Origin of the sequence: Nocardia sp. 852002-51101_SCH5132738, from assembly GCF_001665695.1 — a bacterium.
In the GTDB taxonomy this organism is placed as follows: domain Bacteria; phylum Actinomycetota; class Actinomycetes; order Mycobacteriales; family Mycobacteriaceae; genus Nocardia; species Nocardia nova.
Genome location: NZ_LZML01000148.1, coordinates 131,817 through 146,039, shown reverse-complemented (window position 1 = coordinate 146,039; position 14,223 = coordinate 131,817). Strand labels below are relative to the sequence as shown.

At 68.1% G+C, this 14,223-nt stretch carries 18 protein-coding genes; 6 read left to right on the top strand and 12 right to left on the bottom strand.

Features of this window, described 5'->3' with window-relative positions; translation table 11 throughout:
* The first annotated feature begins 103 nt into the window (after window positions 1-103).
* Together A5789_RS22420 and A5789_RS22415 are read left to right on the top strand one after the other, a co-directional pair.
* Window positions 104-778 (top strand): TetR/AcrR family transcriptional regulator, encoded by a 675-nt coding sequence (locus A5789_RS22420; protein ID WP_030515553.1) that lies wholly within the window; start codon window positions 104-106, stop codon window positions 776-778.
* Between the two features lie 150 nt (window positions 779-928).
* Entirely contained in the window at window positions 929-2,227 is a 1,299-nt protein-coding gene (locus A5789_RS22415) for a D-arabinono-1,4-lactone oxidase (RefSeq protein ID WP_063018298.1), read from the top strand.
* Between the two features lie 7 nt (window positions 2,228-2,234).
* Here A5789_RS22415 and A5789_RS22410 read toward each other — a convergent pair whose 3' ends face one another.
* The 10 genes from A5789_RS22410 to A5789_RS22365 all read right to left on the bottom strand — a co-directional run bounded on the left by A5789_RS22410 (window position 2,235) and on the right by A5789_RS22365 (window position 7,421).
* Window positions 2,235-2,816, bottom strand: coding sequence for a hypothetical protein (locus A5789_RS22410; RefSeq protein ID WP_063018334.1), 582 nt, complete (start codon window positions 2,814-2,816; stop codon window positions 2,235-2,237).
* 67 nt (window positions 2,817-2,883) lie between these two features.
* Complete coding sequence (locus tag A5789_RS22405; RefSeq protein ID WP_082940877.1) at window positions 2,884-3,456, bottom strand: DUF6286 domain-containing protein; 573 nt, start codon at window positions 3,454-3,456, stop codon at window positions 2,884-2,886.
* Window positions 3,453-3,803: a hypothetical protein gene (locus tag A5789_RS22400; protein WP_064904413.1), complete on the bottom strand. Its 351-nt coding sequence runs from the start codon at window positions 3,801-3,803 to the stop codon at window positions 3,453-3,455. Before A5789_RS22400 ends, A5789_RS22405 begins: the two co-directional genes overlap by 4 nt.
* Window positions 3,800-3,988 carry a hypothetical protein gene (locus A5789_RS22395; RefSeq protein WP_030515548.1) on the bottom strand — a complete coding sequence of 63 codons (189 nt, stop codon included), beginning with the start codon at window positions 3,986-3,988 and terminating at the stop codon, window positions 3,800-3,802. Before A5789_RS22395 ends, A5789_RS22400 begins: the two co-directional genes overlap by 4 nt.
* 1 nt (window position 3,989) lies before the next feature.
* The gene (locus A5789_RS22390; protein WP_063018336.1) at window positions 3,990-4,505 is read right to left on the bottom strand and encodes an Asp23/Gls24 family envelope stress response protein; all 516 of its coding nucleotides are present in this window, start codon (window positions 4,503-4,505) and stop codon (window positions 3,990-3,992) included.
* Between the two features lie 98 nt (window positions 4,506-4,603).
* Complete coding sequence (locus tag A5789_RS22385) at window positions 4,604-4,924, bottom strand: hypothetical protein (protein WP_063018304.1); 321 nt, start codon at window positions 4,922-4,924, stop codon at window positions 4,604-4,606.
* The gene (locus A5789_RS22380) at window positions 4,921-5,301 is read right to left on the bottom strand and encodes an Asp23/Gls24 family envelope stress response protein (protein ID WP_063018306.1); all 381 of its coding nucleotides are present in this window, start codon (window positions 5,299-5,301) and stop codon (window positions 4,921-4,923) included. Before A5789_RS22380 ends, A5789_RS22385 begins: the two co-directional genes overlap by 4 nt.
* Window positions 5,298-5,882, bottom strand: coding sequence for an anti-sigma factor (locus A5789_RS22375; protein ID WP_064904412.1), 585 nt, complete (start codon window positions 5,880-5,882; stop codon window positions 5,298-5,300). The genes A5789_RS22380 and A5789_RS22375 overlap by 4 nt, the downstream gene beginning before the upstream one ends.
* Window positions 5,873-6,439: an RNA polymerase sigma factor gene (locus A5789_RS22370; RefSeq protein ID WP_082857409.1), complete on the bottom strand. Its 567-nt coding sequence runs from the start codon at window positions 6,437-6,439 to the stop codon at window positions 5,873-5,875. The genes A5789_RS22375 and A5789_RS22370 overlap by 10 nt, the downstream gene beginning before the upstream one ends.
* A 160-nt stretch (window positions 6,440-6,599) precedes the next feature.
* On the bottom strand, window positions 6,600-7,421 hold the full coding sequence (locus tag A5789_RS22365) for a helix-turn-helix domain-containing protein (protein ID WP_030515542.1): 822 nt from the start codon (window positions 7,419-7,421) through the stop codon (window positions 6,600-6,602).
* A 102-nt stretch (window positions 7,422-7,523) separates the two neighbouring features.
* On the opposite strand from A5789_RS22365, the gene A5789_RS22360 reads away from it, so the two are divergent.
* The gene (locus A5789_RS22360; protein ID WP_063030099.1) at window positions 7,524-8,063 is read left to right on the top strand and encodes a YceI family protein; all 540 of its coding nucleotides are present in this window, start codon (window positions 7,524-7,526) and stop codon (window positions 8,061-8,063) included.
* A 112-nt stretch (window positions 8,064-8,175) separates the two neighbouring features.
* On the opposite strand, the gene A5789_RS22355 is transcribed toward A5789_RS22360, so the two are convergent.
* The gene (locus A5789_RS22355) at window positions 8,176-9,054 is read right to left on the bottom strand and encodes a LuxR C-terminal-related transcriptional regulator (protein ID WP_064904411.1); all 879 of its coding nucleotides are present in this window, start codon (window positions 9,052-9,054) and stop codon (window positions 8,176-8,178) included.
* Window positions 9,055-9,124: 70 nt separating this feature from the next.
* Here A5789_RS22355 and A5789_RS22350 point away from each other — a divergent pair, with 70 nt between their 5' ends.
* The 3 genes from A5789_RS22350 to A5789_RS22340 all read left to right on the top strand — a co-directional run bounded on the left by A5789_RS22350 (window position 9,125) and on the right by A5789_RS22340 (window position 12,943).
* Complete coding sequence (locus A5789_RS22350; protein ID WP_063018314.1) at window positions 9,125-10,786, top strand: AMP-binding protein; 1,662 nt, start codon at window positions 9,125-9,127, stop codon at window positions 10,784-10,786.
* The gene (locus A5789_RS22345) at window positions 10,786-12,489 is read left to right on the top strand and encodes an AMP-binding protein (RefSeq protein WP_063018316.1); all 1,704 of its coding nucleotides are present in this window, start codon (window positions 10,786-10,788) and stop codon (window positions 12,487-12,489) included. The genes A5789_RS22350 and A5789_RS22345 overlap by 1 nt, the downstream gene beginning before the upstream one ends.
* A 262-nt stretch (window positions 12,490-12,751) precedes the next feature.
* The gene (locus A5789_RS22340; protein ID WP_030515537.1) at window positions 12,752-12,943 is read left to right on the top strand and encodes a hypothetical protein; all 192 of its coding nucleotides are present in this window, start codon (window positions 12,752-12,754) and stop codon (window positions 12,941-12,943) included.
* Window positions 12,944-13,071: 128 nt separating this feature from the next.
* On the opposite strand, the gene A5789_RS22335 is transcribed toward A5789_RS22340, so the two are convergent.
* Window positions 13,072-14,079, bottom strand: coding sequence for an AraC family transcriptional regulator ligand-binding domain-containing protein (locus tag A5789_RS22335; protein ID WP_030515536.1), 1,008 nt, complete (start codon window positions 14,077-14,079; stop codon window positions 13,072-13,074).
* Window positions 14,080-14,223 lie beyond the last annotated feature (144 nt).

Sequence of the window (14,223 nt, the reverse complement as noted above, 5' to 3'; positions counted from 1 at the left end):
TGGTGGAGTTGAAGTGGAGGAGTCGTCTCCGCTTACATGGAAAGCTATCACGATAACGGAGAGAGCGCCTCCGGTTAATCCCCGAACTTGGTAATATCGGGGTGTGAATCACGCCACGGCCGCTCCCGCTCCCCGGCGCCTGCGCGCCGATGCCGCCCGCAACCACGCGCGCATCCTCAGAGCGGCCAGAGAGCTGTTCGCCGATCGCGGCCTGGAGGTGACCCTCGACGATGTGGCCGAAGCCGCCGGTGTCGGCGTGGGGACGGTGTACCGGCGGTTCGCGAACAAGCAGGAGCTCATCGGCGAGGTCTTCGACCAGACCGTCAACGATATGGCCGAGGCGACCGAGGCCGCCTACGCCGATCCCGACACCTGGCACGGACTGACCCGGCTGTTCGAGTGGAGCTGCGAACACATGGCCAGCAACCGCGGCTTCGGCGAGGTGATGCTGGAGCTGCCCGACGCCATGGAGCGCTTCGTCTCGGTCCGCGAGCGAATCAAGCCGATGGTCACCCGCCTGTTCGACAAGGCCGTCGCCGAGGGCGTGCTGCGACCCGGCATCGCCGCCTCGGACTTCTTCGCGATGATCAACATGGTCGAGGCGATCGCCAGCTTCGCCAAGCCGGTGAACCCCGACGTGTGGCGGCGTTACATGAGCATCGTCCTGGACGGTGTGCGCGGCGACTGCATTCCGCGGCAGCCCCTGACGGTTCCACCCCTCAACGACGACGACGTCGACAACGCGAAGGAAGCCGTATTCGCCTGCCGCAGAAAGTAATTCCTGTCCGGCACCGTGCACCCGCCAACGTTACCGAGCGAACCGTCCGCAACGTAAGTACTCCCGGCGCACTCGTGGCCGTGTGATCGGACTCGTTCGAGCTCGAACGAGGGCTGGCGCACAGTTGGGCCATGTTCTAAAGTTGGACGCATGACCAATTCGTGGGTGAACTGGGCCGGCGATCAACGGTGCGCGCCGGCCACGTACGCCGCTCCGCGCACACGCGACGACGTCGCCGAACTGCTGGCCCGGGCCGAGCGCGCGGGCCATACCGTGCGCGTGGCCGGAGCCGGGCATTCGTTCACCGACACCGTGCTCACCGACGGCACTCTGCTGCAGCTTTCGGGACTGAACCGGATTCTGCAGGTCGACCGCGCCACCGGCCTGGTCCGGGTGGAGGCGGGCGCGACCCTGAACGCGCTGAGCACCGCCCTGCACCCGCTCGGTCTCGCCTTCCCCAACCTCGGCGACATCGATGTGCAGTCGATCGCCGGGGCGACCGCGACCGCGACCCACGGCACCGGCGCGGCGCTGCAGAACATCTCCGCCGCACTCCACTCGGTGGAACTGATGCTCGCCGACGGCAGTGTGGTCGAACTCGACGAGCGCGGCGACCCCGACGGCTGGCGCGCGGCACGAGTGAATCTCGGCGCCCTCGGTGTGGTGACCGCAGTGACGCTGCAACTGGTGCCTTCGTTCGTCCTGGAGGGCATCGAGCGGCCCGTACCGGTCGAGGAGGTGCTGACCGAACTCGACGAATTCGTCGACGGCAACGAGCATTTCGAGTTCTACATGTTCGCGCACAGCCCGCTGGCGATGACCAAGCGCAACAACCGCGTCCCGCTGGCCGAACAACCGCGCGCCAAGGCCGTGGACTGGTTCGCCGACATCCTCATGTCCAACCACACCTTCGATGCGCTGTGCCGCCTCGCGCGCCGGCAGCCGAATCTGATTCCGTGGATCCACCGGGGCGCCGCCTACGCCGGAAGCTACCGCCGCCAGATCGACCGCTCCTACCGAGTGTTCGCCTCCCCCAGGCTGTTTCGCTTCACCGAGATGGAATACGCCATCCCGCGCGAATATGCCGCCGACGCCATTCGCGAAATCAAAGCCGTTGGGCAGCAGTTCGATTCGCCGATGCCGACCGAGGTCCGGTTCGTGGCGCCCGACGACGCGTTCCTGTCCCCCGCGGGGGGCCGCGACACCTGCTACATCGCCGTACACCAGTACCGAGGTATGGACTACGAACCGTATTTCCGTGCCTGCGAAGCGATTTTCGATCGCTACCACGGCCGTCCGCACTGGGGTAAGCGACACTTCCAGACCGCGGAAACACTGCGCGGGCGCTATCCGGACTGGGATCGGTTCCAGGACGTGCGACGGCGGCTGGACCCGAAGGGGCGCTTCGCCAACGCCTATGTCGAGCGGGTTCTCGGGCCCCTCGACTGAACGGCCACTACCTCGCCCGCGCGGTGCGGCCGCGATCGGCGAGCCGCAATTCCAGCGACACCGGTACGGTATCCACCTCCAGCGCCTGCTCCAGCCGGCTCACCGCCTCGGAGAGAATGCGCCGGCGCAGCGCGGTCAGATCCGCATCGGGTTCCGCTGTGACCACCAGATGCAGGTGCGGTGCGCGGCCCGGCCCCGACAGCCTGGCCTGCGCCGAGCGCACCTCCGGGTAGGACTCGATATCGGTCGCCACCGGGGCGGCGGCGACATTCGAATCCATCAGCGTCTCACCGGTATTGCCGACCGTGCCGATATGCCAGCGCATCCGCGCCGGCAGCCGGGCGAACTGCGCCGCCAGCCACCGCAACGCCGCCAGGCCCACGACGACCGCGCCCGCCACCACCGCCACGAACACCCACTGCGACGGCTCGGCGGTCCCAGGCACCAGCGGCGCATCCCGATCGACCCAGTGCAGCACGCCCGCGTACGCGAGGATGGCATAGACGCCGGCGAGGATCAGCGCCAGCCCGATGAGCGCGAGCAACGCCCGATTGAGCCGCGCCGGACGATTGGCCGAACTCGAACTCACCACACCTCCCGTAATCTGCGGGACACCCGCACCCGGTCGGTGTCGCGAGCCGCTGCGCGATTGTCGCTCACAACACCTCCTTGCGGACATGCACTCGCTTGTCCACCCGCTCCGGCTGCTGGGCCGCGCGCAGGCGGGTGCTGACCGGCGGGGCGGATTTCGGGCCGATGCGGGCGAGCCGGTCGCCGACCGTCGCGTTGACCGTCTGCTCCAGATCGGCGTGGTCCGGGTGGGCGGCGCGGCCGCTGACTCGAATGTTCTTGTGGCTCCGGCGAACTCGCGCCGCTTCGAGTCCCGCGACCGAACTCGCCGCATCGTTGAGGGCGCCGTCGAGACTGCGCCGGGTGATGCCCGCGTCCATCCCCTCCTCGGCGTCCAGCGCCTCCACGACGCGGCGCCCGGGCAGCAACGCCGCGAGCACCAGCACCGCACCGAGCACCGCGAGCCCGATGCCGACACCGAGGACCCAATAGCTGTGCCAGGTCGTCTCGTGCAGGTGCACCGCGATGCTGTGGTAGGACACCAATTCCTTCGTGTTGCCGAGGTTTTGGATCAGCGACACCGCCACGAGGACCGCGATCACCAGCAACGCCACCGCGACCAGCACGGCCGGGGTGATGCGCCGGGGCCTGCGGTTCATCGCAGGCCCCCGGCGGGTTCGATCGTGTTGACCAGTTCGGAGACTTCGATGTCCACCCGCGGAACCACGAGCCCGGACAGTTCGTGGGTGCGCTGCATCAGGTGCTCGCGGCACGCCTCGGTGACCACCGCGACCGGCATCGGATAATCGACCGGCAGTCGTACCCGCAGCACGGCGGTATCGGCCGTCACCCGCGCGGACACCTCGGGGCCGGCGGCGACACCGTCGACCTCACGCGCCGCCCGGGCCGCCAAGCGCCGGACCGCGCGCTCGGAGACGGTGGTGCGTCCCCGGAACTCGGCCGCGGAGAGACGCGGTGCCGCCGCCGTCTCCGCGGCGGCGCTCATTTCCGGCCCCGATCCTGCGCCGAGCGGATCAGACCGGACAGGTCGACATGGCCGTCGAGCCAGCGGCCGATCACCAGTCCCAGCGCGCCGAAGATCAGCACCACCGCGAAGGCCCCGAATCCGCCGAACGCCGCGGCGAATCCGAGGGACAGACCGAAGATCAGGCAGATCGTGGTGGCGTTCATATCACTGCACCCGTTCGCGGACCGGCGGCTGATCTTCGTCCTCTTCGATGAAGACGTCGTTGACGTTGATGTTCACCTCGACCACCTCGAGACCGGTCATCTGCTCGATCGCGGTGATGACATTGCGGCGCACCGCGCGCGCCAGTTCGGCGATGGAGACGCCGTATTCGACGACGATCTCCAGATCCACTGCCGCCTGTGTCTCCCCGACCTCGACCGAAACCCCTTGTCCCACACTGGCCGACGCACCGGGGATGCGATCGCGGAAGGCACCGAACGCGCGTGCCGCGCCACCACCGAGGTCGTGCACCCCGCGCACCTCGCGGGTCGCCAATCCGGCGATCTTCTGGACGACAACATCGGCGATGCTGGTGGTGCCCTGTTCGCTGACCAGCGCGCTGCTGGTCCGGGCGGGGGCTTTGGCAGCCGCTCCGCCCTGGCTCGGACCGGCGCCGGTGTCCCTACCCGTCTCGGCCCTGGCGTTCTCCGCGCCCTTACCGGCTGTCGTGCTGGTCATGATTACCTCCAGTTCAGTTCCCTTGCGGTACAGCGGATAACGAACCTGCACTGATACGACCCCGCCGACGGCGAAATGTCACGGGCGAGACCGATGATCTAGGTAACCGCGGCGTCGAAGACGTCCGCGTCCAAATCGGTGACCACGATGCGCAGCCGCGCACCGGCCCACCGGGTGGCGGCCAGCAGCTCACCCACGGCCGCCGCGAGTTTGTCCAGCAGTGGTGGCAGCGGCAGCGCCGAGGCCGTCACCCGGATCTCGACGATCTCCGGGCTCACGTCCACCGCCGAGCGCGGCCCCAGCCGCGGCACCCAATCGGCGAGGGCGACGCCCGGCGGGACGGCCGGATGCAGTCCCGCCACCGATTCGATCGCGGTGACGATCTCGCCGGCCAGTTCGTCCTCGCTCACGGCCGTCACGACGCATCCGGTTGAATGTCCAGAATCGCCACCGACACCGCGTCGACGACCATCCCGGTTTGTTGCGCGACCATCCGGACCACCTCCTGCTGTACCGCCTGCCCGACCTCGCCGACATGGCATCCGCCCGTCACCGACAGGTCGACCTGCACCTTCAGCCAGCCACCGCTGTGACGGACGCGCACGCCCGCGCCGGGTGCGATGTCCTGGCTGCTCCACCACTGCCGCCCCGTCCGGGCGAGGTGGCCGAGCAGACCGAGGACACCGGGCTCGAGCCGCGCCACCCCGGGAACCGAGGTCGCGGCCCGAGCCGCTACTGCAGCGATTACCGCATCGGAGGCGATATATTCCGCTTTCTCCGCGAATCCCGCGCTCACGACTCCTCCTGGTAGACATCCACCACGGTGATGTCGAGCCGCTCGAGCGCCAGACCGGCGCGGGCCGTGGCCGCCGCGCGGACCCGTTCGCGAACCTGCGGAACGACGCGTTCCACCGCGGTGTCGCCGTGCCGGACCGAGATCGACAGCGCCACCGTGATCGCGTGGCCGCCGTCGGCATCGGGTCCGTGGTCGTCGATGCGGCAGCTGCGAGCGCGCACGCCCGCCACGGTGTCGGCGGCATAGCGCAGCACCGCAGCGATCGCCTGCTCGCTGACCTCGACCGAGCCCGGATGGGGAGTCGCCAGGCTCACCATCCGGCCGCGCCGGACTTCCGCCCGCACCGCGGACATGATCCGGTCGAACATCGCGGGCGGCGGTGGGTCCGGCTCGTCGACGAGTTCACGGGTGGCGGCACGCAGCGTGAGCAGGCTCTCGCGCGCGGCCGCGCAGTGCGGGCAGTCCGATTCGTGTTCGTCGGCCAGGCCCGCCTCCACGGCATCGAGGCGGTCCCAGACCTGTTCGACGCTGCGCCCGCAGGGCAGCGTGTAGTCGCTTTCGGTCAACTCCGTCAGCGCCACGGCTTCATCACCTCCGCCAATTGCGCCCGGGCTCGGGCGATCCGCCCCCGAACCGCGGTGGTGTTGGTGCCGACGATCTCGGCAATCTCCTCGTAGGAGCGGCCGTGCACCTCCCGCAACAGCCAGCAGGCGCGCTGTTCGGGTGTCAGCCGCTGTAGCGCCGCGGTGAGCGCGGCCATCTGGCTGTGCACCTGTGCCGCGTGTTCGGGCTGGGTCGCACGCTGTGGCGATTCGGTGGAATCGGGATCCACGTCGGTGCGGTCCGGCCGGGACCGGATGACGTTGAGGCAGCGATTGGTGGTCATCCGGTACAACCACCCCGAGAACGCGCTGTCGTCCTGCAGTTGAGCCAGGCGGCGCCAGGCGGTCAGGAAAACCTCCTGGATGACGTCCTCCGCCTCGGACCGATCGGCCAGCATCCGTGCCGCCAACCGGAACATCGCTCCCTGATAGCGCAGCACCAGTTGCTCGTAAGCCCGGACATCGCCGTCACGTGCCCGCCCGGTCAGGGTGGCGTCGTCCAGCGCTGCCTCGGGTGCCGCTGCCGCCTCGGTCACACAGCACCTCCTCCGCTGCTCGAATCGATAGACACCGGCCGGCAGGAATCCTCACGTTGGATTATGCGTGATCGGTGTCTCACGAGTCGCGGACCGCGGATTCCGTGTCCCGATCGACAGCTGAGCCGACTCGGGCGCGCAAGAATCCTCCGAGCGCGAGTTATTCGTTCACCAGCCGCAGTGCCGGACTGCGCACGGCGCGCCGGTCGACCAGCCACACCTGCACGCTCTGATCGATTGCCGGACTGAGGCTTTGGATCTCGACCTCGACGTCGCCGCGCTGCGGATGCTCGATATGCAGCGCACCGGACCGGAATTCGGTGACCCGGTGTTCCCGCCAGCGGCAGGAGAATTCCGGAAATCGGTGCAATCCCTGGACCAGCGCGTCGAGTCCGGGATCGTCGGGCCAGTGCGTGCGCGCCGAGCGAAGCGTCGACACCATCATCTCCGCGGCGACCGGCCAGTCCCGCCACCGCTGCGGCGCCTCCGGGTGCGCGAAGAAGTAGGTGGCCAGATTGTGTTCGGCGACGTCGTCGAGCAGTCCCAGCGGTTCGGCGAAATCGCGCCATGCCGGATTCCAGGCGAGGATGTCGAGCCACCGGCCCGCCACGAAGGCGGGCGTGGGATGCATGGCATCCAGCACGGCCTGCACGGTGTCGGTGACCTGTTCCCGTGCCTGACCCGAGGATGGGCACTCGCGGGCGTGTTCCATGCCGACGGCGAGATTGCCGAAATGGTGGCGTTCGACCTCGTTGAGCCGCAGCGCCTCCGCCAGCGCCCCCAGCACCGCCATGGAAGGATTGGTGTCGCGACCCTGTTCGAGGCGGGCGAGATAATCGACACTCACCCCGGCCAGCGCGGCGACCTCCTCGCGCCGCAGTCCGGGGGTCCGCCGCCGGCGCCCGGCCGGTAAACCGACATCTTCGGGCTGCAACTGGGCCCGCCGCGCGATGAGAAACTCGCCGAATTCCGATCGTGCCACCACACCATCCTGTATCTGTCCGGGCCTTGTTATCCACGCCCTGCCAGTCCCAGGATAACCGCGGTGTGGCTAACCGGACCATGGTCCGCAAATCTGGTGGACATGACCACTTCCGAGCAGACCACTCTCGCTACCGGTTCCTGGGCCCTGGACCCCGCCCACTCCTCGGTGAACTTCACCGTCCGCCACCTGGGCATCTCCAAGGTCCGCGGCCGCTTCAACAACTTCGAGACCAGCTTCGTCGTGGACGCCTCCGGCGCGGCCACCATCGAGGCCACCATCTACCTCGACTCGTTCGACACCGGCAACTCCCAGCGTGACGAGCACGTCCGCAGCGCCGAGCTGCTCAACGTCACCGAGCGCCCCACCCTGCACTTCAAGGCCGTCGAGCCGGTGCGGGTCGCCGAGGAGTTCGAGGTCACCGGCGAGGTGACCCTCGGTGGCGTGACCAAGCCGGTCACCCTCGACGTGGAGTGGGGCGGCCTGCAGCAGTTCCAGGACGGCAGCCGCCACGCCGGATTCACCGCCACCGGCACCATCAAGCGCAGCGAATTCGACGTCGCGCCGGCCCTGCCCACCGCCATGCTCAGCGACAAGGTCGCCATCGAGCTCGACATCCAGCTGGTCGAGCCGCAGGCCTAGTCGACACCGACCACGGTCACACCGCCGCCGCGGCGAGCGGAACACAGCACCTGCCGGTCCGGATTTCCGGGCCGGCAGTCGCGTATCCGGGGCCGGATCACCGCCCGCGGCATCACGGCAGCAGCCCGCACCGCCGTGCCCGGACCACCGCCTCGTGCCTGGTGTGCGCGCCGAGTTTCGTCATCGCACTGCGCAGATAGCTCTTCACCGTTTCCGGGCGCAGCGAAAGCCGCTGTGCCGCTTCACCATTGGTGCAACCGAGGGCCACATACGACAGCACGTCCAGTTCGCGCGGAGACAGTGCGGGCGCGGAGTCCGCGGCCACGGTCTCCTCCGGCCCGCCCATCAACCGCACCAGGGTGTCCGATACCGCGCGCAACCGCTTGCGCGCCTCGGCATCGGTGAGTGTCTGCGCGATCCCGCGCACCTCGGCGTGCAGATCCCGAAGCTGTTCCGCGACAACGGCATCCGGCGCGAGGCCGGTGGTGGCCTCGGAGGTCCCGCGCGTCGCCTGCAGGCGCAGCCGCCGGTCCACCTCGTCGCGCACCGCCAGTTCCACGGCCAGGCGCCGGCTCGACCGCAACACCAGCTCGGCGATCCGATCGCCGATCGGCCCCGGTTCGCGACTGGCGACGTAGAGTACGGCCCGGGAACTCCCGTCCACCACGACCGGTACCCCGACCACCGCGCGCAGTCCCTCCATCGACACCGGACCGTCGTAGTGATGGGTGATGGTCGCCGCCGCCCGGTAGTCCGCGACCGATGTCGGACGCCGGCTGGCCACGGCCGCACCGCCCACCCCCGAGGTGGGGGATACCACCAGTCCGCGCATCGCGGCGGTGCGCGTGCCGAAGAACTCGCTCAGGATCAGCGCCCCGTCGCAGACCTCGCCGCCGAACACCACCGGCATCCCGGACAGGGCCGAGACCTGCCGCAACTCGGCCCGCAACGCATCGACGTCGCGCGGGCGGAGCAGATCGGCGGAGGCCATCGGCGCTACCCCTTTCCGGGGGTGGTGGAGAGCAAAGTGTGACGTGAATCCTATATGTGTGAGCGCGAGTATGGGCCGGGTCCGGCCGGTCAGTTATACGCACGGGGTATGGGATGCACCGCTACTGGGCGAGACGATCGGGGCCAATCTCGATCGCACGGTGGCCATCCACGGTGATCGAGACGCACTCGTCGACCGGGTGACCGGAGTGCGCTGGAGTTACCGCGAATTCGCCGCCGAGGTCGATGCCGTGGCACTCGGTCTGCTGGAGGCGGGGATCGGCAAGGGCGATCGGGTCGGCATCTGGTCGCCCAATCGTGCCGAATGGACGCTGGTGCAGTTCGCCACCGCGAAGATCGGCGCGATCCTGGTCAACATCAATCCGGCCTACCGCAGCGAGGAAGTGCGCTACGTGATCACCCAGGCCGGGATCCGGATGCTGATCTCGGCGCGAGAGCACAAGAGCTCGAACTACGCCGAGATCATCGGCCGGGTGCGGCCCGAATGCCCGGATCTGGAGCAGGTGGTCCTGTTCGACAGCGCCGAATGGGAGGCGCTGGTCGCCGCCGGCCGCGCCGCCGATCCCGCGCGCCTGGCCGAGGCCGGAGCGCGACTGGCCGCCGACGATCCGATCAACATCCAATACACCTCGGGTACAACGGGTTTCCCCAAGGGCGCGACGCTGTCGCACCACAACATCCTCAACAACGGCTATTTCGTCGGCGAATTGTGCGGCTACACCGAGGCCGACCGGATCTGCATCCCGGTGCCGTTCTACCACTGCTTCGGCATGGTGATGGGCAATCTGGCGGCGACGAGTCACGGTGCGGCCATGGTGATTCCGGCGGCTTCCTTCGAGCCGAGGGCCACGCTCACCGCAGTCGCCGAGGAACGCTGCACCTCGCTGTACGGGGTGCCGACGATGTTCATCGCCGAACTGGCCGATCCGGACTTCGAATCCTTCGACCTGAGTTCGCTGCGCACCGGCATCATGGCCGGCTCACCGTGCCCGGTGGAGGTGATGAAGCAGGTGATCGAGCGGATGGGCATGGCGGAGGTGTCCATCTGCTACGGCATGACCGAGACCTCGCCGGTGAGCACTCAGACCCGCCGCGACGACACCATCACCCAGCGCACCGCCACGGTCGGCCGGGTGGGACCGCACCTCGAGATCAAGATCGTCGATCCCGACACCGGACTGACCGTTCCGCGAGGTGAGCCGGGCGAGCTGTGCACGCGCGGATATTCGGTGATGCTCGGCTACTGGAACGATCCGGACAAGACCGCCGAGGCGATCGACGCCGCCCGCTGGATGCACACCGGGGATCTGGCCACCATGGACGACGACGGCTACGTCGCGATCACCGGCCGGATCAAGGACATGGTGATTCGCGGCGGTGAGAACATCTACCCGCGCGAAATCGAGGAATTCCTCTACACCCACCCCGACATCCTGGACGCCCAGGTGGTCGGGATCCCGGATCCGAAATACGGCGAGGAATTGGTGGCCTGGATCCGGATGCGCGAGGGCGCAGCCACATTGGACGCGCAGACGCTGGCCCAGTTCTGCGGCGGTCGCCTGGCCTATTACAAGATTCCGCGCCACGTCCACGTCGTCGAGGAATTCCCGATGACCGTCACCGGCAAGGTGCGCAAGGTCGATATCCGCGCGACCTCGGTCCGCCTGTTCGGCGTGCCGGAGCAGGATCAGCAACAGACAGGAGAGCAGTGATGACGTCCAACACCGAGTTGTATCGCCAGGCGCGCGACCGGCTGGTCGAGCTGGCGACCGACTACGACACCGCGGTGCGGACGTTCCACTGGCCCCGGCTGACCGGCGAATTCAATTGGGCCGTCGACTGGTTCGACGTCATCGCGCGCGGCAACGACCGCACCGCGCTGTGGATCGTCGAGGAGGACGGCAGCGAACTGCGGGTGAGTTTCGACGAGATGGCGCAGCGCTCGGATCGGGTGGCGACCTGGCTCGCCGAACTCGGTGTGCGCCAGGGCGACCGGGTGATCCTGATGCTGGGCAACCAGGTCGAGCTCTGGGAGTCGATGCTCGCCGTCGCCAAACTCGGTGCGGTGGTCATGCCCACCACGGGTGCGCTCGGGCCGGCCGATCTGATCGACCGGATCTCCAGGGGCGCGGTGCGTTTCGTCATCACCAACGCCCGCGACACCGCGAAATTCGACGAGGTCCCCGGCGACTATCGGCGCATCGCGGTCGGCGGTCCGGTCGAGGGCTGGCACGACTACGCGGAGGCCGCCGAGGTGGAATCGGCGGGCCCCTTCCCCGCCGTGACGCAGGTGGGCGACGAACTGCTGGTCTATTTCACCTCCGGCACCACGAGTAAGCCGAAGATGGTGCAGCACAACCAGACCAGCTATCCGGTCGGACATCTGAGCACCATGTACTGGATCGGCGTCCGACCGGGCGACGTGCATCTCGCGATCAGCGCGCCGGGCTGGGCGAAACACGCCTGGAGCTGCTTCTTCGCGCCCTGGATCGCCGAGGCGACGATCTTCGTCTACAACTACGGCCGGTTCGACGCCGAGGCGCTGCTCGGTCAGCTCCGCCGCGCGGAGGTCAACACCTTCTGCGCGCCGCCGACGGTGTGGCGCATGCTGATTCAGGCCGACCTCGGCGAGCGCCCGGCCGGCCTGCGCGAAATCCTCGGCGCCGGTGAACCACTCAACCCCGACGTGATCGCACAGGTGGAAAACGCCTGGGGACTGACCATCCGGGACGGATTCGGGCAGACCGAGACGACGCTGCAGATCGCCAACACCCCCGGGCAACCGGTCAAGGCCGGCTCGATGGGCCGCCCCATGCCCGGGGTGCCGGTGGTGCTGGTCGACCCCGTCACCGGCGCGCCCGCCGAGGAGGGCGAGATCTGCCTGGATCTGAGTGCCCACCCGGTCAACCTGATGAACGGTTACCTCCAGGACCCGGAACGCAATGCGGCGGTGATGGAAGGCGGCTACTACCACACCGGTGATGTGGCGGCGCGCGACGACGACGGCTACATCACCTATATCGGCCGCACCGACGACGTGTTCAAATCCTCCGATTACAAGGTTTCCCCGTTCGAACTCGAGAGTGTGCTGATCGAGCATCCGGCGGTCGTGGAGGCCGCTGTGGTGCCGCAGCCCGACGACACTCGCCTGGCCGTACCCAAGGCGTATGTCACGCTGGCCGCGGGCTGGAAGCCGGACCGCGAAACCGCAAGGGCCATCCTGGAATACGCGCGCGATCACCTCGCACCGTATCTGCGGGTGCGGCGGATCGAGTTCACCGAACTGCCCAAGACGATCTCGGGCAAGATCCGCCGCGTCGAGTTGCGGCAGCGCGAGGAGGCCGCCCATGCCGCCGGCACCGGGATCGCACAGGAATTCCGCTACGAGGACGTCCTCGCGCAACCGACCGGTTAGTGGTTCGCCACGGCTTTGCCGATGAGTTGCTCGCCGCCGGACTCTTGCCGGCGGCGCTACACTTTCGATGAAAAGTTTGGTCGAAACCGCCTGCGGGTACAGAATTCTCACGCAGATTCCTCGCGGCCGTCAGAATGTGAAAATGGCACATTTGCCCGGATGTGGCGCGTTCGGCGCTGGCCCGAATGTGACAGCGTGACAAGACTGACAAAGTACGCGCAGCGCGTTCCGGATGTGTAGTTACGACCGATGGGAGAGCACCGTGTTGTACACCTTCGAAACCGCCACCCAGTACGTGATCGCCGAACTGGAGGCCAAGGGCACGGCGACCCGCGAGGACTTCGACGTACCGGCCATCGTCGCCACTTCCCACGCCATCGCCGAGAGCTGGGATTTCCAGGCGCTGGACCGGCATACGTTCTGGAGTATCGCGGCGAGCAATCTGCGGGCATAGCGCGGCCCGCGGTGCCGCTCGATCACCCACCCCGGCGTCGGTCGCTTCCCACGCACGCCGAGGCCGGTGATCGAGCGAAGCGCTCCGCGGCCACGCCTGCCCCGCGATCAGGGGCCGCATCCGGTGAATCAGGCCTGGCAGTCGGCCGATCCCGCAGTGCGCGTGTGCGCCACCATCGACCAGCGCCGCGCCGCACGCCGCATCGAGCCGGCGTCCGCATAACCGAGCAATGCCGCCTGCCGCTCCCGGCTCAGCGGGCCCGCGGCCTGGGCCCGGGCCAGGCGGGCTCGATCCAATTCGCGCCGCCACGTGGTCCCGGCCTCGGACAGCCGCCGCTGCAGGGTGCGTGGACTGATGGCGAGCCGCCGTGCCACCTGCTCGAGCGATACCTCACCGTCGGTGAAGGCATCGGCCAACGCCCGCGATACCCGCTCCGGCCAGGCCGAGGCCAGCGGCGGTGGTGGCGGCAACGCGGCGGCCAGCGGCTGCAACACCTCCGCGAGCACCGGATCGGCGGTGGTCAGCGGCAGATCCATATCGGCCGACCGAAAGGTCATCGAATCCACCGGGGCACCGAATTCCACCACCGCCGAACCGAATACCTCGGCGAACGTCTCCCGGCGACGCGGAGCCGGCTGTCGCAGGGATACCCGGACCGGGTCGAACGGCGCGGCCACCACGCGGCGGGCGCGGGTCAGCACGGCGACCAGTCCCCACAGCTGCACCAGTTCGCGCCCACGCCCGTCGCCCTCGATCATGTCCAGGTACAGCGTGGTCTCGGCCTCGTTCTCCACCACCAGATCGAAGCGGTGATTGGTGGTGACCGCGGTGACGTACGGGCCACAGGTCGCCAGTCCGGCGCCCACGGTCGGCGCGCTGGCGAACAGATAGTCGTAGAGCCGCGTGGCGGCCAGCTGATATCTGCTGGCGACGTGCAGCGCTACATCGGGATCGTCGAGCCAATTCTCACCGATCTCCCATAACCGGGAAAAGACCCGCGCGGGCACATGAACGCCTTCGCCGGCCAGTGTCCATTCCGGTAGTTCGCATTCGCGCAGCAGTCGGTCACGATCGATCCCGGCGTCGGTCATCTGCGAGATCACGAAACGATGCAGCAATGTCTGGTCGGTACCCATATCCCTCCTGCCCTGATTCGCGTCCCCGAACACGTTGTGGGAAACGCTAATCACTCCGACCAGCGTTTCGACCGAAATTCACTCCGATTGTGGTGGTCAGCACGTTGCGGTAATAGATTGATCCTGGTCACCGGGCCTTCGATC

What these genes read in the sequence shown, in the direction of transcription:
- A5789_RS22415 (WP_063018298.1), top strand. Translation starts at nt 929, where the DNA reads ATGACCAATTCGTGGGTGAACTGGGCCGGCGATCAACGGTGCGCGCCG.
- A5789_RS22405 (WP_082940877.1), bottom strand. Translation starts at nt 3,456, where the DNA reads ATGAACCGCAGGCCCCGGCGCATCACCCCGGCCGTGCTGGTCGCGGTG.
- A5789_RS22400 (WP_064904413.1), bottom strand. Translation starts at nt 3,803, where the DNA reads ATGAGCGCCGCCGCGGAGACGGCGGCGGCACCGCGTCTCTCCGCGGCC.
- A5789_RS22395 (WP_030515548.1), bottom strand. Translation starts at nt 3,988, where the DNA reads ATGAACGCCACCACGATCTGCCTGATCTTCGGTCTGTCCCTCGGATTC.
- A5789_RS22390 (WP_063018336.1), bottom strand. Translation starts at nt 4,505, where the DNA reads ATGACCAGCACGACAGCCGGTAAGGGCGCGGAGAACGCCAGGGCCGAG.
- A5789_RS22360 (WP_063030099.1), top strand. Translation starts at nt 7,524, where the DNA reads ATGACCACTTCCGAGCAGACCACTCTCGCTACCGGTTCCTGGGCCCTG.
- A5789_RS22355 (WP_064904411.1), bottom strand. Translation starts at nt 9,054, where the DNA reads ATGGCCTCCGCCGATCTGCTCCGCCCGCGCGACGTCGATGCGTTGCGG.
- A5789_RS22350 (WP_063018314.1), top strand. Translation starts at nt 9,125, where the DNA reads ATGGGCCGGGTCCGGCCGGTCAGTTATACGCACGGGGTATGGGATGCA.
- A5789_RS22345 (WP_063018316.1), top strand. Translation starts at nt 10,786, where the DNA reads ATGACGTCCAACACCGAGTTGTATCGCCAGGCGCGCGACCGGCTGGTC.
- A5789_RS22335 (WP_030515536.1), bottom strand. Translation starts at nt 14,079, where the DNA reads ATGGGTACCGACCAGACATTGCTGCATCGTTTCGTGATCTCGCAGATG.